The 18,904-nt window shown below is 63.6% G+C and carries 19 protein-coding genes; 8 read left to right on the top strand and 11 right to left on the bottom strand.

Annotation, left to right across the window (positions count from 1 at the left end):
• The first annotated feature begins 69 nt into the window (after positions 1–69).
• Entirely contained in the window at positions 70–558 is a 489-nt protein-coding gene (locus ACVMB0_RS31080; protein ID WP_456754031.1) for a hypothetical protein, read from the top strand.
• A gap of 228 nt (positions 559–786) precedes the next feature.
• Positions 787–936, top strand: a complete 150-nt coding sequence (locus ACVMB0_RS31075) for a hypothetical protein (RefSeq protein WP_456797904.1) — start codon at positions 787–789, stop codon at positions 934–936.
• Positions 937–1,328: 392 nt separating this feature from the next.
• On the opposite strand, the gene ACVMB0_RS31070 is transcribed toward ACVMB0_RS31075, so the two are convergent.
• The 3 genes from ACVMB0_RS31070 to ACVMB0_RS31060 all read right to left on the bottom strand — a co-directional run bounded on the left by ACVMB0_RS31070 (position 1,329) and on the right by ACVMB0_RS31060 (position 3,172).
• Positions 1,329–1,820 (bottom strand): hypothetical protein, encoded by a 492-nt coding sequence (locus ACVMB0_RS31070; RefSeq protein ID WP_456754033.1) that lies wholly within the window; start codon positions 1,818–1,820, stop codon positions 1,329–1,331.
• A gap of 158 nt (positions 1,821–1,978) precedes the next feature.
• Positions 1,979–2,518, bottom strand: coding sequence for a bifunctional 3-hydroxydecanoyl-ACP dehydratase/trans-2-decenoyl-ACP isomerase (gene fabA / locus ACVMB0_RS31065; protein WP_456797905.1), 540 nt, complete (start codon positions 2,516–2,518; stop codon positions 1,979–1,981).
• A 24-nt stretch (positions 2,519–2,542) separates the two neighbouring features.
• Complete coding sequence (locus ACVMB0_RS31060; RefSeq protein WP_461348657.1) at positions 2,543–3,172, bottom strand: TetR/AcrR family transcriptional regulator; 630 nt, start codon at positions 3,170–3,172, stop codon at positions 2,543–2,545.
• A 61-nt stretch (positions 3,173–3,233) separates the two neighbouring features.
• Here ACVMB0_RS31060 and ACVMB0_RS31055 point away from each other — a divergent pair, with 61 nt between their 5' ends.
• Together ACVMB0_RS31055 and ACVMB0_RS31050 are read left to right on the top strand one after the other, a co-directional pair.
• A complete protein-coding gene (locus tag ACVMB0_RS31055; protein WP_461348656.1) occupies positions 3,234–3,713 on the top strand; it encodes a hypothetical protein in 480 nt (159 codons plus the stop codon).
• Between the two features lie 172 nt (positions 3,714–3,885).
• Positions 3,886–4,269: a hypothetical protein gene (locus tag ACVMB0_RS31050; RefSeq protein WP_456754037.1), complete on the top strand. Its 384-nt coding sequence runs from the start codon at positions 3,886–3,888 to the stop codon at positions 4,267–4,269.
• A 173-nt stretch (positions 4,270–4,442) separates the two neighbouring features.
• On the opposite strand, the gene ACVMB0_RS31045 is transcribed toward ACVMB0_RS31050, so the two are convergent.
• From ACVMB0_RS31045 to ACVMB0_RS31025, 5 genes are all read right to left on the bottom strand, one after another.
• Positions 4,443–5,057, bottom strand: coding sequence for a transglutaminase-like cysteine peptidase (locus ACVMB0_RS31045; protein ID WP_461348655.1), 615 nt, complete (start codon positions 5,055–5,057; stop codon positions 4,443–4,445).
• 333 nt (positions 5,058–5,390) lie between these two features.
• On the bottom strand, positions 5,391–6,008 hold the full coding sequence (locus ACVMB0_RS31040; RefSeq protein ID WP_028336124.1) for a PilZ domain-containing protein: 618 nt from the start codon (positions 6,006–6,008) through the stop codon (positions 5,391–5,393).
• Positions 6,009–6,151: 143 nt separating this feature from the next.
• Positions 6,152–7,699 (bottom strand): FAD-dependent monooxygenase, encoded by a 1,548-nt coding sequence (locus ACVMB0_RS31035; protein ID WP_461348654.1) that lies wholly within the window; start codon positions 7,697–7,699, stop codon positions 6,152–6,154.
• A gap of 275 nt (positions 7,700–7,974) precedes the next feature.
• The gene (locus tag ACVMB0_RS31030; protein WP_461348653.1) at positions 7,975–8,904 is read right to left on the bottom strand and encodes an acyl-CoA desaturase; all 930 of its coding nucleotides are present in this window, start codon (positions 8,902–8,904) and stop codon (positions 7,975–7,977) included.
• A 117-nt stretch (positions 8,905–9,021) separates the two neighbouring features.
• Positions 9,022–9,528, bottom strand: a complete 507-nt coding sequence (locus tag ACVMB0_RS31025; protein ID WP_461348652.1) for a hypothetical protein — start codon at positions 9,526–9,528, stop codon at positions 9,022–9,024.
• Between the two features lie 228 nt (positions 9,529–9,756).
• On the opposite strand from ACVMB0_RS31025, the gene ACVMB0_RS31020 reads away from it, so the two are divergent.
• The 4 genes from ACVMB0_RS31020 (at position 9,757) to ACVMB0_RS31005 (ending at position 15,193) form a co-directional block, all read left to right on the top strand.
• The gene (locus ACVMB0_RS31020; RefSeq protein ID WP_461348651.1) at positions 9,757–10,908 is read left to right on the top strand and encodes a zinc-binding dehydrogenase; all 1,152 of its coding nucleotides are present in this window, start codon (positions 9,757–9,759) and stop codon (positions 10,906–10,908) included.
• Between the two features lie 122 nt (positions 10,909–11,030).
• Positions 11,031–12,959 (top strand): cyclic nucleotide-binding and patatin-like phospholipase domain-containing protein, encoded by a 1,929-nt coding sequence (locus ACVMB0_RS31015; protein WP_461348650.1) that lies wholly within the window; start codon positions 11,031–11,033, stop codon positions 12,957–12,959.
• 59 nt (positions 12,960–13,018) lie between these two features.
• Positions 13,019–14,158 (top strand): amidohydrolase/deacetylase family metallohydrolase, encoded by a 1,140-nt coding sequence (locus ACVMB0_RS31010; RefSeq protein ID WP_461348649.1) that lies wholly within the window; start codon positions 13,019–13,021, stop codon positions 14,156–14,158.
• Between the two features lie 186 nt (positions 14,159–14,344).
• Positions 14,345–15,193, top strand: coding sequence for an SDR family NAD(P)-dependent oxidoreductase (locus ACVMB0_RS31005; RefSeq protein ID WP_461348648.1), 849 nt, complete (start codon positions 14,345–14,347; stop codon positions 15,191–15,193).
• 266 nt (positions 15,194–15,459) lie between these two features.
• Here ACVMB0_RS31005 and ACVMB0_RS31000 read toward each other — a convergent pair whose 3' ends face one another.
• The 3 genes from ACVMB0_RS31000 to ACVMB0_RS30990 all read right to left on the bottom strand — a co-directional run bounded on the left by ACVMB0_RS31000 (position 15,460) and on the right by ACVMB0_RS30990 (position 18,770).
• A complete protein-coding gene (locus ACVMB0_RS31000) occupies positions 15,460–16,044 on the bottom strand; it encodes a YybH family protein (protein WP_456754046.1) in 585 nt (194 codons plus the stop codon).
• Between the two features lie 468 nt (positions 16,045–16,512).
• Positions 16,513–17,733 carry an ABC transporter substrate-binding protein gene (locus ACVMB0_RS30995; RefSeq protein WP_461348647.1) on the bottom strand — a complete coding sequence of 407 codons (1,221 nt, stop codon included), beginning with the start codon at positions 17,731–17,733 and terminating at the stop codon, positions 16,513–16,515.
• Positions 17,734–18,140: 407 nt separating this feature from the next.
• Positions 18,141–18,770 carry a GntR family transcriptional regulator gene (locus ACVMB0_RS30990; RefSeq protein ID WP_461348646.1) on the bottom strand — a complete coding sequence of 210 codons (630 nt, stop codon included), beginning with the start codon at positions 18,768–18,770 and terminating at the stop codon, positions 18,141–18,143.
• Positions 18,771–18,904 lie beyond the last annotated feature (134 nt).

Below are 18,904 nucleotides of genomic sequence, written 5' to 3'. Positions count from 1 at the left end.
GGTTAGCATGCGCGGGACGCGGCGGATGAGGCTTACAACGACAAGCCTTGGAAAGAGGAGTAACGGGTGATGTTGCGTAAGACGATGATTGCCTTGCTGGCGACGGCATCGGCTGCCCTGTTCACGGTCGACGCCGCGTCGGCACGCGGCGGCTTCGGCGGTGGCGGATTCCACGGAGGCGGTGGCTTCCGCGGCGGCGGCGGTTTCGGCGGCTTCCATGGTGGTGCATTCCGCGCCATGGGCGCAGGCGGCGGCTTCCGTTCGGCTGCGATCGGCGGCGGCTGGGCTGGCCGCGGCTGGCATGGTGGCGGCGGCTGGCACGGTGGCTACTATCGGCGCGGCTGGGGCTACGGCTATCCGCTCGCCGCGGCTGCGATCGGCTTCGGGCTCGGCTATGGCGCTTACGACTACTATGACGGCTACTACGGCAATCCGTACTATGCCGGCTATGGCTATGACGACGGCTATGGCTATGGTGACGGAGGCTGCTACATCGTGCGCCGCAGCGTGATGACGCCGTATGGCTGGCGCGTCCGGCACGTGCAGGTTTGCAACTGAGCCATCCGCTGACGCATGGCCGTTCCATTCGATCGCCATGCTGATGGTCTTGCAATGATCGGCGCGGCCGGTGTTTCGATGCCCCGCGACCGCGTCGGCGGTCGCGCACTGGTATGCAGCTTGCTTATGCCTTGCAGCAGTATGCTTTGCAGCAGTTGGTGCGTGAACCCGTCGCGACAACAAATGGCCCGGCTGCGTTTGGAGCCGGGCCCTTAGAGGGCCTCAGAGATGCTGACCATTCCTGATCTGACATTGCTGTTCATGGTGGTTGTTTCGAGTCTTGCCGTTGCGTTGATCTATATGCTCCACGAGCTCGAGCCGAAGCTTGCGCGGCTGCGGCTGCGGGGCAATCGCGTGCTGCGCGATCGCAGCAAATAGGCCGGTCACGCCGGCTGAGATTCGGATTTGGTGGGGACCGTGAGACGTGCCGCGCCGCTGACGGCATCCGCGCAATCCGATCCCGTGAGCCGAGGCCCAAAAAAGAAGCCCAAAAAACAAGGCCGTCGACGTAGTATACCGTCAACGACCTTGCCAGCCCCGGATATTGAAATCGGCTCACGCCATCCGGTCGTTGAAGGATGACTCGGATTCGAAGCCCGATATGTGAACCAGTTCACAGAGTCCGGATTAATTCACGCTAACGGGCACTCATGCGAGGCCGCCGCGGCTGGCCTGGAGTTCCGAAAGTTCCACCTTAGCTGCTGATCTTGTTCGGGAATTGGCGCAATTTGATGGCCGACCGATCGCTGCGCCGGCGGCACGCAAGATTGTCAGCCGCGCGACCGGTGGCGTTTCCGGTTGGCGCTCCTTGTGGCCTTCGAGCGCTTGCGCGGCTCGGGTTCGGCGGCCGGCTCGTTGGCCTGTGCGCTTGCCAGCGACTGGCGCAGACCCTCGACCTGTTCGGTCAATGCGGCGACCTGGTCGGCGAGCCTCTTGGCGTCGGCCTGTTGCAGGGCGAACTGCTTGCGCATGGTCAGCAGCTGGTCCTGCACTTCCTGCAATTGATCGATCGATTCCTGCTGGGTCACCTCCATTCCCTTGGTCTTTTCCACCAGGGCCTCGGAGACTTGCGCGGTGCGCGCCTGCAATTGACGGGCGGCGACCATCCGGTCGGTCTCGGGCACGTTGCCGCTGAAGCTGCGCCACAGCGCGATCGAGCCGATCCCGAACAGCACGAGCACCAGCGCCACGGCGCCGATCGCGATCGGCTGCACGCCGGTCAGGCTGCTGGCTTGCGCATTCCGGGGGGCAAGTTCGACCATGCGACCAGAACCGGATGTTCAATTGAAAGGTTCCGAATAGCACAACCGCGACGTGGGCAAAACCCCCGGGGATTCAAGCAGGTGGCGCGGGAAGTGCAAAAATAGCCGCAGATTCCGCGGCTGCTGCCCCAAAACGGGACTGTCCGATATGCGCGCGGTCAGGGCGTCGGCGCGATCAGGCCGACCCTCATGTCCTTCGCCAGATAGACGCAGGCGCCGTCGGCAAGCACATGGCCATCGGCGATGCCCAGCACCAGACGTCCGCGCCGGACCTGGCGCACGTCGACCTCATAGCGCACCAGCCTGACATCAGGCGTGATGTGCCCTCTGAACTTGACCTCGCCGACCCCAAGCGCCCGGCCTTTGCCCGGCGAGCCCGACCAGCCCAGCCAGAAGCCGATGATCTGCCACATGGCATCGAGCCCGAGACAGCCCGGCATCACGGGATCGCCGGCAAAGTGACAGGCGAAGAACCAGTGCTCGGGTGCAATGTCGAGCTCGCCGGCGACATGGCCCTTGCCGAAGGCGCCGCCGTCGCTGCTGATCTCGGTGATGCGATCCATCATCAGCATCGGTGGCGCCGGCAATTGCGCATTGCCGGGACCGAAATAGCCGCCCTCGCTCGAGCGCAGAAGATCCGGCTTGCCGTAGGACGATTGCGGCGTGTGAAAATCGTGCGGATTGAACAAGATGGCCACCGACCTTGGAGTTGTAGCTGAACGTTAGGGACGGCTGCGCCGCATGGCCTTTGAGTTCGCCGGCGGAGCCTCCGCAGGCAGGCGCAGCGCCGCGGCCATGAAGGTCCAGATGTCGTCGGTGAGGACGGCCGGATCGGGGCGACGCTCGTCGGTCAGCGCGCCGATCAATGCCTGTCGGATGCCACCGATCATCAACGCGATGGTGAGATGCGGGTCGATGTCGGTGGCGACGATCCCGTCGCGCTGTGCCGCCTCGAGCATCCGCGCCCCGGCTGCGAGTTGTCGGGCGGTGAAAGCGGTCTCGACATCCAGCACCTCGGGTGCTCGGCTCAGCGGTCCGATCACGAGCGGAGCGAATGGATGCTCGTAGTGAAACGCGACATAGGCGCCGATCCGGGCTTTCTCTCTGGCCCCCCAGTCCGCCGTCGGCAGCCTGGCGCCGCCGAACGCTGCCTGATCGAGCTGGTCGTAGAACGTCTCGACGACCGCGGCGATCAGGCCGGCTTTCGATCCGAAGTGGTGATAGGCGAGCCCGACCGAGGCCCGCGCTCGCCTGGCGACGGCCTGCATCTCGAGATGCCCGAGCCCCTTGATCAGTTCGTCCTGGGCCGCGGCGAGCAGCCGGTCCCGCGTTCCAGCGGTGGCAACGGTCATGGTTCATCCAATTCTGAATTGAATTCAATTCAAACGCTCGAATGCTAGGATGTCAAGCGAGATGGCGCGAGCGGGCGATTGGACGGATAGGCGGGCAATGGCGTTTGCGATCAAGGCCGAGATTTCTGATCCGCGGGCGAGAGCATTCGCCTTCAACGCGCAGAAGACCATGTACGGCAAGCTCATCGCCGCCGGCGACATCGTGTTCCGGTTCGCGAGCGAGAATGAGAGCGGCAAGGACCTGATCGCGCGCGGGGTCATGACGTCGGCCGCACCGGTGGCGCGCAAGCCCGATATCGAAAGGCAAACGCCGCGCGTCAGCATCGCGCTGAGGCGCGTCGCGTTGGCGACGCGTCCATTGGGACGCGACGAGTTGAAGCCCTTCAAGGATTGGAACGAGCTCTATCGACAGGCCACCAACAAGATCGTTGGCATCACCGAGGAGACGGCGGCATTTCTCGATCGCGCTTTTGAAGCTGAGCTCGCGATTTCGCATCATCAACGTGAGATCAAGGCAGATCTGCTGTCAGTATTGGGATAGCTTCCTTCACGCCAGCGTCATTCGAAGGTTCTAATGGCGTGTGCGTGCTGCAATTGGGTTTGCAGTCCCGTCCGACCTGCGGTTAGGATGCGGGCCGTTTTGCTATTTTTTTCAAAAAGCTTTTGAAGCGCACCTTGATAGGTTCGCGATAATTAAACTGGGGGATTCGACAGTGGCGGGCAAAATTCTGTTGCCATTTTTCATCGCGTACGTGCTGGGCTGCCTTTTCACGATTGGCGTGTTCTACCGCGACCGCGAGCACCCGATGGGCATCAAGCAAATCATATGCACGATCATCTGGCCGATCTGGTGGCCTGTCGCGGCCGGTTTCGGTCCGATGCTCGACGCCATCGATCAGACAATGACGGCGACAGATGGGCGAAAGAGCATTTCGTTTGCGCTGGGACTGTTCGCCGTCGGACACTCCCTGTCGACGGGCTGGACCGATTGCGGTGGAGTCGTTGCATGCACCGGAGTGGTCTTGAAGAGCGCTGCGATGTTCTTTCCACCGCTGAACTTCGGCTATGTCACCTGGCTCGTTTCGCAATTCGCATAGGGAACGGCGTTCGCCTGCGTGGCGCGCCGGATTAGCGCTGCGCAAATGCGTTGTCGTGCCCCGCAAAAAGTTGCGGCCAGGCTTTGGGGGAAGCCTGGCCGCGCGCGAACCGGTCTGGGACGGGGAGGGGTGGGGATGTGACCGGGTCGCGAACTCGAAATTCCCTGTTCTGCTCAGCGCGAGCTTGCGGTTGAAACTGCGGGGCGGTTGTCGCCGAGCGAGACCCATACATTTGGATCGCTCTGCGATTGCCGCTTGACGAAGCGGTAGCCGGTCTCGGTCCAGGCGACGATGCTTTCGTTCTGGTTATCGAGCACGAACTCGCCCTTGTCGGTCTTCACCGTCAGCACTGCGTGGCCTTCGCCCTTCTTGTCGCGGACCACCGTGATCAACAGCGCCTCGCGGGGCCAGCCGGCGTCCATCAGCATCTTGCGCTTCAGGAGCACGTAGTCCTCGCAGTCGCCGTAACCGTCTGTCGGCAACGACCATTTCTCGATCACGCCCCAATGATCCATGTCGGTCATCGGCTTGATTGATTCGTTGACCCACTTGTTGACCCGCACGAGGTCGCGCCAAGCGGTCTGCGACATCACGATGTCGCGCGGTTGCGTCTTGCCGCCGCGGCATTCGGCGGGATTGTCGGCGCAGAATTCGACCCAGCCGATCGGCGAACGCGCAACGTCACCGAGGCTGGCGTAGACCACGTCGCCGGCCTTGGCCGACACGCACGTCGCAAACAGGATGGCGGCAACCGCCAAACCTTTCCCCTGTCCCCTGAACCCAAACATCGTGGCCCCCGTTCTTCTTGTTGGGTCCACGTTTCGCACAAAGTTTTTTCGCCGCCGCTAAGTGTGCAAAGTAGATTTGACGCGAATACTGGTAAAAGCTGCGGCGAATTCGAACTGTACTTGAATCGAATTCGCGTAAAATTTGAAACAACTGCAATTGATTCAAGTTTTACGTATTAACCCGGCAAGCCCTGCGCCGGCGCGGTCCGTTGCGTCAAACATGCCGGCCGTTAACCGCCGATCTCACCGGGCCAAACGCATCGAAGGCGGCCACCGGTGTACCGGAGGCCGCCTTCGCGGGCTGAAAGCAGGGGTCTTGAGCGGTTTTTCGCTTTACCTCGCGGTAACGCTCTCTTCGAGGGTTTCCGCGGACTGCTCGTGGACAAACTCGAGCGCGAAGCCTTCCTCGAGATTTCGCACCACGCGCGCCTGCACCCGGCCGAGCATGACCAGGGATTTCAGCGGCGGGCGGTTCTCGGCGGCGATCGCAGCACCGGACAACGAAAGGTCGATGATGCGGCAGGTCATCCGCGTGCCGTCTTCCTGGGTGAGCAGGGCGATCGGGTTGCGCGGCACGATACGGTCGTGGCGGCGATCCTCGGGCAAATTGAGGATGTCGCGGTTGGCGAGCCAGGTCAGCTGGGCGGCGAGCTTGTCACGCTTGCGCGCAGTGGCGCCGATCGTCATCGCAAAGCCGTTGTCGATGATGCGGGTGATGCGGCCCTCGACGCGGCCGATATGATCGAGATACGCGATCACGCGGTCGCCGACATTGCCGATGCCGGGGGCCAGCAGCGCGAGGCCGCCCGGGGACATGTTGATAATCTGGCAGGGAAACTCGCGCCGGTCGGGCAGCATGTAGCGGCCGAGCAGGTGCACCTTGACGCGTTGAAAGCGCCGCCGCTCCTCGGCTACGGGGACGACGGTAGTTTTCTTCTGTGCAAACGACATCACACCAAACCTGGCCACCGTCCATTCGGAGCCCCGACGACCGTAAGGGTGATAGGGTTAACAGGGCGTTACGGTTGAGGCGGGGAACCCGTACACGGTGCAAGTGAAGCAAGCGAAGTTCACAGGCACCGCATCCAGGGGCGTTAGGCACATTCGCATGCAGCGTCGGGTTCTCCGAACCATCGCGCAGCGGCTTGCGCAGTCTCCTCCAGATCCGGCTCGATGTCTGTGGCCCAAGCCACAAAGCCGTCGGGGCGCACCAGCACCGCGCGCAAGCCCAGCCGATCCCTGGCATCGCTCGCGACATAGCTGATCCGCCCACGCCAGCGATCGGCGAGCGCTTGCAGGGGAGCACGCGGGTCGAAGTCCAGCAGCAGGCCGCGTCCATCTCGAAGCAACTCGCCGAGCCTCGTCCCGCCGGCGAGCTCGAAGTCGGGTGCGCTGCGGCCTGTCAACGGATGACGGCCGCCGAGATCGTAGCGCAGCGAAACGCCCCACACGCGCTCGGCAAAATATGTGGCGCCGTCCGGTGTCGCGATCAGATCGCGCATGATGGCTTCGAGCGCGCGCGAACTGCGGCTCGGCCGCATCAGCGCGACCTGGGCGCGCGACCAGTCGAGAATTTGCGCGCCGACCGGATGCCGCTCACGCCAATAGCTGTCGAGCAAATCCGCCGGCGCGTCGCCACGGATCGTGGCGGCGAGCTTCCAGCCGAGGTTCATCGCGTCGCCGAGCCCGAGGTTGAGCCCCTGACCGCCGAGGGGCGAATGAATGTGCGCGGCGTCGCCGGCGAGCAGCACGCGCCCTCTGCGGTAGGCCGTCGCCTGGCAGGCGCGATCCGTCCAGGTGGTGGCGAGCTGCAGCGCCGTCAAGGTCACGTCGGTGCCGGAGACGCGGCGCAGCACCGTCTGCACATGCTCCCGCGTGATCGGCTGGGTGCGGTGGAAGACGCCACCGTCGAAATCGACCATCGCGATCGTGCCGGGCTGCGCATACGTGTACATGCCCGATGGCGTGTAATGGCGGCCGACGCGAAGCTTGTCCGGATCTGATATCTCGACCTCGACCGAATAGCCGGTGAACTCGGGATCGGTGCCGGCGAACTCGAGGCCGGCAGTCTTGCGCACCGTGCTGCGGCCGCCGTCGCAACCGACCAGCCAGCGTCCGTGGAACGTCTCGCCACCGGCGTGAACGATCACGCCATCATCAGATTGTTCAAACGTCTCGACGCCGAGGCCGCGTCTGATCTCAACTCCCATCGCGATCGCGCGCGCGGCCAGTGTGGATTCGAGCGACTCGATGTCGATCGCCATGCTGGTACCGGCCGGACCAGGCAGACGAAACGGCCATTTCGAGCTGTCGATGTCATCGTGGTAAAACTGGATGCCGGCAAAATGGCCCGCCGGGCGGCGCGGCTGTTGCTCCCAATGCGCGGCGCCGGGTGTGCCGTTCGCACGCCGCTGCGGCGCGATGCCCTCCAGCATCCCGCGACGATCGAGCGCTTCGATGGTGGGTGCCGAAAGGCCACGCATGCCGAACGGCAGCCGCTTCAGCGGCGAGCGCGGGTCGGCTGCCTGCTCCAGCACCTTTACCGACAGCCCCGCGAGCCGCAACTCGCAGGCAAGCAGCAGGCCGACGGGGCCGGCACCGGCGATCACGACATGATCGGGGAGGGGGTGGTGATTGTGCATGAACTGCTCCTGCGTCGTTGTTCGGCCGGAGCGGTTCGTCGGGTTGAGAACCACACGGACGAACAATGGGCGCCTGGACAGCGCCCGGTGTTCGTCGTGGGGACCTCTCGCATTGCGCAGGAGACCAGAGCTTTCGCTTTCGACACGATTTCGGTGCGAAAGGACTTGGGCTTACCAAACCAAGTCTGCCTTTTCCGACGCTGCTGCTATAGCGACGAGGCGCCTGGTCTGCAATGGCGATCTGGCGTGCGGATGACGGAAACAATGCGCAGCTGCTATGTCGCAGCGACCGCATCCGGATCGCCGTCGATGCGGCGTGAACCCGGGCGCGGCGCAAGGTTGTCCGGGGTCTTGATGTTGCGCGCGAGGCCCGCGGCCTCGAACGCCTTGATCAGCCACCAGCCGAGATCGATCTGGCCCGGCAGCAGCCCGAGCTTCGCCGAGCCCGGATAGGCATGGTGATTGTTGTGCCAGCTCTCGCCCATGCTGATCAGCCCGGCGATACCGATATTGTAGCCCTGGGCTGCGACGCCGTCGATGATCCAGGTCTGTCCGCCCCTGCGATGCGAATAGTGACCGATCAGCCAGTGACCGGTGACGCAGACCGCGACCCGCACGCAGATCCCCCACACCAGCCAGCTCCACGAGCCGATCGCAAAAAACAACATCGCCCAGGGCAATTGCTGCCACATCCAGGTTCGCTCGACGAACGCATAGAAGCGGTCGTCGGCGAGCCGCGGTTCGAGCCGGAAGGCCGGCGGGTGTTTCAGCGCGAGCGTGCAGTGCATTTGCCACCAGGCATCGCGCCAGAAGCCGGCAGCGTGGCGGGAATAGGCGTGGCATGCCGCCTGGCGCTGAGCCCAGTCGCGGTGATCGTGCAGCCGCACCATGCCGTAGGGGCCGGCCATCCCGACCAGCGTGCCGAGATAGACGCAGAGCCGCTCGAGCCACAGCGGACAGTCGAAGCTCGCATGAATCAGGCGCCGGTGCATGCCGACCGAATGCCCGAAGCACAGCGTGATCGCGCTGGTCACGATGAACAGTGCGAATGCGCTCCACGAGAACAGCGGTGGACCGAAGATGATCGCGACCGTGGTCATGCTGCCGAGCCACAGCGACTTCGCCGGCGCCCATTGGACGCGCCCGTCCACCGGGTCGGTGCCGTCGTCCGCGAAGATTCGTTCCGACCCGGGTTGCAGTTTCATTCCATTGCCTGACGTTGCACCGCAGGTTGGAATGGAGCCGCCGTTGCTGTCAATCCGCCGCGCACGTCCGCCATGTCGCAGCCAAAAGCGACATGGTGAGGAAAGCGCGCGGCGGCGTTATTTGGCTTCGGCGTCCACCGCCGGCTCGACGGTCACCGCTTTCAGGACCTTCCGTTTCGCCGCACGGATCTCGAGCTGCAGGGGCGGCTGGTAGGACCCGCTCGGCGGCTCGAACATGAAGCCATGGTGCCCATCGCCCTTGTTGAGCTTGAGAAGATCATTGCGGAACCGATCGGCGACGACTTCGGCGACGAGCTCGCCGTTGACGTAGATGTCGATCGGGACCCGCTTGTCGGGATGCTGGTTGTACAGCGCCCAGCCGGCGATCCTCTTTTCATTGAAGACGTCGACATGGCCGCTGATCTCGCCATACAGGCTCTCGATGCCGGCTTCGATCACCTCGAGGTCGCTGCGGTAGATCGATCGCGTCACGTCGAAGCTGAAATGCGCCGTATCGACGCATTGGTCGAGCAGGCTCTGCCGATGCTCTTTCATGCGTTGCAGCGTGTCGAGCTCTCCCAGCTTGACGTACATGCCAACGATGCCTTCGATACCAGGATTCATGATGTCGGTCCCCGCAATGCTACAAGCCTATCCGCCTCGGGCTGCGTTCACAATCGATGCTTCCTTGCGATGCTTCCGCGCGGAAAAATACTCCCGTCAGGATCTGACGCATCGCGCACGCCTTCATGACAGGCCTTCATGACATCCCGATATGACATCCTGATCGTCCTGACCTAAGGTCGGTGCGGCCGAGCCCGGCCCAACGACAAGGACAGGGAGGACGAACCGATGGAGCAGATCCGCGTCTGCACGCATGAAGGACCTGGAGCCAAGCCTGTAATCCGGACCGTGCCATGGCCGCATATCGGCAAAAAGGCGGCCTTGATCAAGGTCGGCGCCTGCGGCGTCTGCGGAACCGATCTGCACATTTTGAAGGGACATTGGCCGAAGCCGCTGCCCTGGCCGTTCACGCTCGGCCATGAGCTCGGCGGCGTGATCGTCGAATGCGGCCCGGAATTTTCCGAGGACTTCATGAGCAAGCCGCTCAAGGTCGGATCCAAAGTGATGATCCCGCCATTGATGCCGTGCGGCCGCTGCTATTACTGCATCCACTATCCCGCGAGCGCCAACAAGTGCCTGACGCCGGTGTATTACGGCCGCTACCTCGGCTTCGACAAACCGCCGCACATGTGGGGCGGCTGGGCCGAATATGTCTATGTCGATCTCGACATGCTGCCGGGCACCAAGATCTATAAACTTCCCGACGACATGTCGCTGCGGCTGGGCGCGCTCTCCGAGCCCCTGACCTCCTGCATCCGCGCCTTCAACCGCGCCACCCGCGCCGGCGGTTTTTCCTGGGGCGACACGGTGGTGATCCAGGGCTCGGGGCCGATCGGCATCCTCGCGGTCGCCGCGGCCCAGGAGATGGGGGCAGGGCGCGTGATCTGCGTTGGCGCGCCGGAGACGCCGCGCCTGGTGCTCGCCCGAAAATTCGGCGCCGAGGCGACGGTCGATATCGAGCTGCTCGACACAGCGGAGCAGCGCATCAAGACGGTGCGCGACCTCGTCGGCGGCTTCGGCGCCGATCTCGTGATGGATTGCTCGGGCCATCCGACTGCCGGCCCCGAAGGCATCGAGATGCTGCGCGACGGCGGCACCTATGTCGAGATGGGCCAGTTCACCGATGCCGGCTCGATCAATACGTCGTGGCACCGCATCTGCACCAAGGACCTCAACGTGCTCGGCTCCTGGGGCTTTACCGGCAACGATCTGCCGCTCGGCGTCGACATGCTCTACCGCACGCGCAACAAATATCCCTGGCTGGACATGCAGACGATCTATCCGTTCACCGAGGACGGCGTCGCGCAGGCGGTCGCCGACGCGATGGCGATGAAGACGGTGAAGTCGACCATCGTGCCATGGCCGGAGCTGGTCGAGTGAGGCCAGCACGTGGGAGTGCCGCATTTCCTGTTGCAGTGCTCCCAAGGGAATAGCGGCCGGGTGCTGCCGATCCTGCTCTGATATCACTCGCCGGGACGATGGCCCGGCGCTAACATCTGATTATGCAATCGAACCGCGTGCCGCCGAGCGCAACGTTTGCGTGGGGAAACCTGTCCGAGGATTTCGCGCTGTTCCGAACGCTCAGCGCGGAGCAGCGGCGCGTCGCCTTTGGCGCCATGACCCGGCGCGACCTCGTGCGCGGCGAGCTGCTGGTCGAGCAGGGCGGCGCGTCCGACGCATTGTTCCTGGTGCTGCACGGCGCGCTCGCGGTGTACCGGACCGATCATTCTGAGCCGATTGCCGAGCTTCGCGCCGGCGAGCTGGTCGGCGAGATCGGCTTCTTCGCCAACATCCCGCGCACCGCCAATGTGATCGCGATCCGCGACAGCAGCGTGCTGGTGTTGACGCGTGCGGCCTATGCGCGGCTTGTCCAGGAGACGCCCGGGATCGTCGAGGCGTTGCTTGCCGCGCTGGCCCAGCGGTTTGCCGTCCAGACCGCGCGCCTGTTGCCCGCGCGGGCGTCGCCGAAGGCGCGCACCGTCGCGCTGATTGCGGGTGGACGCGAGCCGGTGCCTGCCGGTTTCGAGCAGCGCCTGCGCCTGAGCCTTGCCGCGGCGGGGGCCGAGATCGTCGATCTCGCGCGCGTCCAGGCGATGTTTCCCGGCCGCGCGCTGGACGCCTCCGAGGTGGCCGACTGGCTCAACCGGATCGAGTATGACGCGCCACTGGTGGCTTATTTCGGCGGCGCCGATGCATCGGAATGGGCAAGAAAGACCATTCGCCAGGCCGACCTCGTCGTGTTGGCCTGCCGCGGCCACGCGCCTGCGCCCGACCTGACCGAGATCGAAAGCGTCGCCTGCGCCGTGCATCCGGCGTCGGCGCGCCGCCTGGTTCGTGTTCATGATGTCAGGCATCACGAGGTCGGCGGCACCGCGGCTTGGCTGGCAAGGCTGCCTTGCTACATGCACCACCATGTCGCGCTCGAGGACCAGATCGACATCGACAGCCTGGTGCGCTTCCTGTGCGGCCGCGCCGTCGGGTTCGTCGCCGGCGGTGGCGGCAGCCTCGGCACCGCGCATGTCGGGATCTACAAGGCGTTTCGCGAGCGCGGCGCGATGTTCGATATCTTTGTCGGGACCAGCGTCGGCTCGGCGATGGCGGCGGGTTTTGCCAAGAATTACGACGCCGAGCATCTCGAGCGCGGCACGCACGAGATCTTCGTCTCCAGCCGCAGCTTCCGTCGTCCGACCTGGCCGCGCTACGCGCTGCTGGACCACAAGGCGTTCGATGCGGCGCTGGCCGAGCAGTATGGCCAGCATTGCCGGATCGAGGATTGCTGGCGGCCATTCGCGGCGGTGGCGACCAATCTGTCGACCCACAGTCTCGAATTGATCCGCACCGGACTGCTCTGGCAGGCGGTGCGGGCGTCGAGCGCGATCCCCGGCCTGCTGCCGCCGTTCTACACCAGGGACGGTTCGATGCTGGTGGACGGCTGCCTCGTCGACAACGTTCCGCTGGCGCAGATGCACCAGCTGAAGAGCGGCCCAAACCTGGTGGTGCATTTCGGCGAGCCGGCGACCGAGATGTTCGAGGTCGACTATGCCGCGCTGCCGGGGCGGCTTGAGCTGCTCGCCTCGCTGCTGACGCCATTCCGGCGGAAATCGCTTCCGGCAGCTCCAAGTGCCGTCAACGTGCTGTGGCGCAGCCTCGTCGCGCATCAGCGCTACGATACGTTACCGACCACGCCGCTCGACATGGTGATGCGCCCGCCGACGCCCGACGGCATCGACGTCACCGATTTCGATCGCCACCAGGAGATCTTCGAATCCTCCTACCGCTGGGCGCAGCAGACCATTGCTGCTTCGGAGGCCGCGCATCACCCGGCCATTGCGGCCATCGTCGCGTCGGCCACGGGGACGGAGTTGACCGCAGACGCGAGCACGGAGCACCTGACAGCGGCGGCGGTTTCGCAACAGGCCCGCGTCGGCTGAACGGCTTGCAGACGGCGGCGAAGTCGACCATCGTGCCGGACGGAAATCCGGAGAACACGATGCCTTTCGATTTGATTCTGCGCGGCGGACGGGTGATCGACCCGTCGCAAAAGCTCGATGCGGTGACCGACGTCGCCTTCGCCGGCGGCAAGGTCGCCGCGGTCGGCCGCGAGCTGAAGGCCGATCCCGCGACCGAGGTCCGCGACGTCTCGGGGCTGATCGTCTCGCCGGGGATCATCGACCTGCACACCCATGTCTATTGGGGCGGCACCTCGCTCGGCATCGACGCCGAGGAATTCTGCCGCAATTCCGGCGTCACCACCTCGGTCGACACCGGCAGCGCCGGTCCCGGCAATTTCGCCGGCTTCCGCAAGCATGTGATCGAGCCGAGCCAGGTCCGCATCCTGGCCTATCTGCACGTTTCGCATGCCGGCATCTTCGGCTTCTCGGACCGCGTGATGGTCGGGGAGAGCGAAGAGCTGCGGCTGATGAACCCGGTCGACGCCGCGCGCGTCGCCGACGAGAACCGCGACCTGATCGTCGGCATCAAGGTCCGGGTCGGGCTGCACGCGTCCGGCACGTCCGGGCTGGTGCCGCTCGAGATCGCGCTCGAGGTCGCGGAGCAGGTCGGCATGCCCCTGATGGCGCATATCGACCATCCGCCGCCGAGCTATGAGGAGGTGCTGGCGCGGCTGCGCCAGGGCGACGTGCTGACCCATGCCTTCCGCCCGTTCCCCAACACGCCGGCGACCGCGCAGGGCACGGTGAAAAGGAGCGTGCTGGAGGCGCGCGAGCGCGGCGTGCTGTTCGACATCGGCCACGGCAAGGGCTCGTTCGCGTTCAAGACCGCGCGCGCGATGCTCGCCAACGGCTTTTATCCGGACACCATCTCCTCCGACATCCACCAGCTCTGCATCAACGGCCCGGCCTTCGACCAGGTGACGACGATGTCGAAATTCCTCTGCATGGGGATGTCGCTACCCGACGTGATCGCGGCATCCACCGTCAATGCCGCGACGGCGCTGCGGCGGCCGGAGCTCGGCAGCCTCAAGCCGGGCAGCGTCGGCGACGCCACGCTGCTCTCGATCAGGGAAGGCCAGTTCGACTATGTCGACGTGGTCGGCGAACATCTCACGGGCGACCGCAAGATCGCTTCCGAAGGCGTCGTGATCGGCGGCCGCTGGTGGCATCCGAGGTAGGGTGCGCGCTCAAAGCATCGGCCTTGCCCTCAAAAGGTGACGTCGAAGCTAGTCTTGATCAATGTTGGTTCAGGGCCAAGAGCGGACGTCCCGCACGCTTCCCAATCGCTTGAAAGTGCGGTCATATGGAGTTCGGTGACGAGGCGCCTTGCGCCGACGGTGTCCGCTTGCACGGGGAGAATGCGCGTGAAGGAATTGGCTGGAAAGACCGCGTTCGTGACCGGTGCAGCGTCGGGCATTGGATTGGGGATCGCGACCGCTCTCGCCCAGGCGGGGGCGAAAGTCATGCTTTGCGATATTGAGGACGCGGCGTTGTCCGCGGCGCTCGAGCAACTGAGGCGCACCAATGCCGATGTCGACGGCGTGAAAGCGGACGTCTCACTCAAGGCCGAACTCGTGGCGGCTGCCGAAGCCACGACGGCCCGCTACGGCAAGGTGCATATCCTCGTCAACAACGCGGGCGTCGGCGGCGGTGGGCCTTATGGCACCTGGACCGACGCGTCCTGGAATTGGACTCTGGGCGTCAACCTGATGGCGACCATTTGGGGGATCGAGATTTTCGGGCCGTTGATCGAACGGCACGGCGAGGGTGGACAGATCGTCAATACGGCCTCGCTCGCTGGCCTGATTTCAGGGGGAAGCACGGCCTACAACGTTTCGAAGTATGGCGTCGTCGCGCTGTCCGAGGGACTGCGACCCGAACTCGCGCCCCGCGGGATCGGCGTATCGGTGCTGTGTCCCGGGTTCATCCGCACGCAAATCGTGAACTCAGGGCGCAACCTCCCCAAGCGCTTCGAGGGGGCGGTCCGTCCCTTGCCGACGTCGGGCCCAATTGCCGAGCAGATCAATCTGCTCCGGCAACGCATCTCAGAGGGCATCGATCCCATGTATGTCGGTGAACTCGTCCGCGAAGGCATCGAAAACGACTGGCCCTACATCTTCACCGACCTCGAATTCGAGCCGGTGGTCGACATGCGCTTCGCCGCGATCAAGCAAGGCTTTGACCATATCCGCGGGCGTAACCCGAAGCGTTGAGCAATGCAGATCTCAATCAGGGAAGGCGAGTTCGATTATGGACGTGGTCGGCGAACACCTGACCGGCGGCCGTAAGGTCGCATCCGAAGGCGTCGTGATCGACGGCCGCTGGTGGCACCCGGGGTAGGGCGCGTGCTCATAGCGCGCGCGGTCCGCTTTGCCCTCAAAAGGCGAGGTCGAAATTGGTCCGAATGAACGCTTCCACGGGCCAGAAGCGATCATTGAGCGATTTCTGGCCCGATTGGCGCGAACGATTTCAAGACGCGTCAGCGGGCTTTCGCCGCTGCAGATCGAACTGCGTTTTGATAGTCGCCGAGAAGTTTGGGATCTTCGATTGATCCGTGATGATGCATCTGTCGCCAGCGCCCATCGATCAGTTGAAAGATGCGACTCGTGCGAATATTTAGATTTTTTTCGACATCACCGTCACGATAGGTACCGCGCTCACGCCCGACAGCCCAGAATACATCGCCCGCGCGGTGTATGGTGTAGTCCCAAAATACAACGTGAACGTCCGCCGGACTCCTGAAGACTCCTTCATACATCACGTGCGGCTGATCTGCTCCCCGCCGAATGCCTCCGAGAGGATTGTCGATCGCAACCTCATCGGAATGAGCAAAGTTATCGTCAATCATCTTCAGATCACGAGTATTGAAGCCGCGGTAGAACTGAGCCAATGCCTGTTCGGGCTGGCTCAGGTCTCCAAGATCTTCGTTACCCGTAATGGGTTCTTGTATCGGTTTCGTCTGAGCTTCGGCGGCGGCTACGGATATCGAAATCCCTCCTAGATTAGCTGCCAAACCGAATAGTGCCAAAGCGTGCAGGCCTCTGCCGAATAGCTTGGCCGACATGGCTCTCTCCTGTTCCAGAATAGCGTTGCCTCTGTATCGACTTCCGGACTGCGGCGCACAGGCGAATGTGTGGATGGCCTATTAGTGCGATAGGTTCGCCTTGGCTTGCTGCGGCGTGATAGCGACTGTCAGCGTGCACTCGCGCCGCCGAGAATGGTAATGAAATCACGCCATCTGTGCGGGGCCCATCATGGCAGCCGCCGCAGGTCATAGCCAAAGTCTAGCACTTTTCGACCGGCTTGCTCGGAAAAAGGCCTGATGCGTGGTGCCTTAGTAGGCTCAAAAGCCATCGATGACGACCGATCCTGGTAACTGCCACTTCCCTCAGAGGCAGACCTCGAGTCCCAATTATCGCGTAAATCATTCGCGTGCGAATGATGGGCAATTGCAACAGCGCCGTCGCGCGAAACGAGGCGCGGAGCGGCGAGCCGGTGCGTTGGCTCTGCTTCAATCGAAGCCCATGCTGCTCTAATCGGCGACGATTGGCCCGAACGGCTCCCATCGTTCGCCGCTGAAGCGCATCATGCGGAACTCCTTGATCACACGATAGTCGGCGCGGCTGGTGTTGATGGCAAGACCGGGCAGCAGCAGGTCGAGCGTGACGTTGTGCAGGCTGGCGGCCTGGCGCATGACGTTGTCGCGTGAGACGTCGTCGCCACATTGTTGCAGCACGCGCACCAGCAACTCGGCGGCGCTATAGCCGTAGGTTGTGAAGATGCTCTTTCGGTCGCCCTCCGGATAGTACGACGCCATGAAGGCGTTCCATTTCTTCATACCTGCGTCGTCGGACCAGCTCGGGTCGGCGGCCTCCTTGAACGAGCTCGCCGAGATCAACCCCTTGGCGTTCTCAAGTCCCGCGGGCGCCAGCACCGCGTCGATCGAGGACGAGCCGACGCCCAGCATATGTATCGGCTTCCAGCCGAGCTCCGCCGCCTTGCGGATCGCCTGGGCGGCGAACTTCGGTGCCGCCATGTCGATCAGCACGTTGACGCCGGCTGCCTTGAGCCGCACCACCTGCGAGTCGATGGTCGGGTCCGTCATTTCGTAAGGCGCTTCGGACGCAACCATCAGCGCGGCCTTTGCGCCGAGTCCGTCCTTCAAGCCGGCGAGATAGTCCTTGCCGCTTTCGTCATTCTGGTAGAGCAGGCCGATTCTGGCGTCCGGATAATTGTCGAGGATGAACCGCGCGTAGACGCGAATTTCGGTCCGCAGGTTTGGCGCGAATCCCATGGTCCATGGAAAGTCGGCGGCGTCTTCGAAACGCGTCGAGCGACCGCCCACGAACAGCTGCGGGATGCGACGGTCGTTGAGATATTTCTGAACGGCGACGTTGGAGGCGGTGCCGGGCGTCTGGAAGGTGAACAGCACCTCGTCGCCTTCGACAAGCTTGCGGGTCTGTTCGACGGCCTTCGGTGGGGTGCCGGCATCGTCATAGGAGATCAGCTTGATCTTGCGCCCGTTGATGCCACCGTGGTCGTTGATCATCCGGAAATAGGCGGCCTGGAGCTTTCCGATGACCGAGACTGACGACGCCGACCCGCTATAGGGCATGGTCTGACCGATCCTGATCTCGGTGTCGCTGGCGCCGGGATCGTATTTGCGGCCTTCGGCGAACAGCTCGGTCGCGGCGAACAGACCGAGGCTGATGATCGCTACGCCGATTGTCGGTTTGCACCAGCCCTTGCGCATCGCGCGGCTCCAAGGTCGGCGGTCATGGGGACGAGTCATCAAGGGCACCGGGTTGTGGCAGGCGGGGTCCGACCGTCGACCAGGCGCCGCGCCGGCCGTTGGTTGCCTGCTGCCGCAGGCATTCCCTTGTGATCGAATCTGCGTGCTTCCATGCCGGTTCTCGCGACCGCCGGTTCAGCGAGCAGAATCCATAGCATTCACGCCGCTCACGGTCTCGCAATGTCGTCGGGCGTTTTGCCCGACGTGGCGTAGGCATACTCCCGGCTGATCAGCGAGCCACGTTCCTGCGCGGCGTGGGTTCTTCATCCGGGACGTCGCGCTTCTTGTTGCTCAGAAAGGCGGCGGCGATGCCGTCTCAATGAATGTCGGCTAACGGCCCGATTGCGGACGCCGAGTGCGAGCGCGCGCTACGCTCCCTGATCTGCTTCCATTCTCCGCAAATAGTGCAGGACGACTTCGCCCGAAGTCATGATGTGTCGCTCGATAAGTGCCGTCAGGCCGGCCCGATCCCTGGAGACACAGAGGGCCAATATTTCTTGATGTTCATTCTGGGTGCTGACCGGGAACGTCTGGTCACCCCATGCGAGCCGCCAATACCGGTTGAGATTGTTGCGGGCGCGACTGACCTGCTCAAGAAAGAATGGCCGGTTGGCGCGCGCATAGATGACGGTGTGAAATTCGGTTGCAAGCCGCAGTCGCTGCAGCGGATTGCTGGCCTTGTCGATCTTCGCCATGATCTGGCGGCAGTGTTCGATATCGGCGTCGGTCAGATGATCGATCGCCCAGCCGGCCAATTTGGGTTCGAGGACGGCGCGGAATTCCATCAATTCGCGTGCGACCACACTCGACAGGTCCGAGACGAAGCAGCCGCGGTTGTGATGCAGGACGGCTAATCCCTCCGAGACCAGAGCCTTGAGCGCCTCGCGCACCGGGGTATGGCTGACGCCGAACTCTGCCGCGATCTCATCCTGCTTCAGCGGTGCGCCGGGGGGAATCTCGCCACTGCAGATCGCGTCGCGAAGCGCGTCGGCGATCATCTCCGTACTGCCGATCGGTTTGGGTCTCGCCGCGCTCCGCACATGCATCTCCTCGAATCGCATTTGACATATAATATATAATCGGTTAAGCCGCTTTGCAATTGAAAGGGTAAGGCTGTGTCCGTGATGATTAT

It is taken from the genome of Bradyrhizobium sp. USDA 4451, assembly GCF_054822585.1.
Note: the sequence above shows the minus strand (reverse complement) of the source record. Positions and strands in the feature narration are given on the sequence as shown.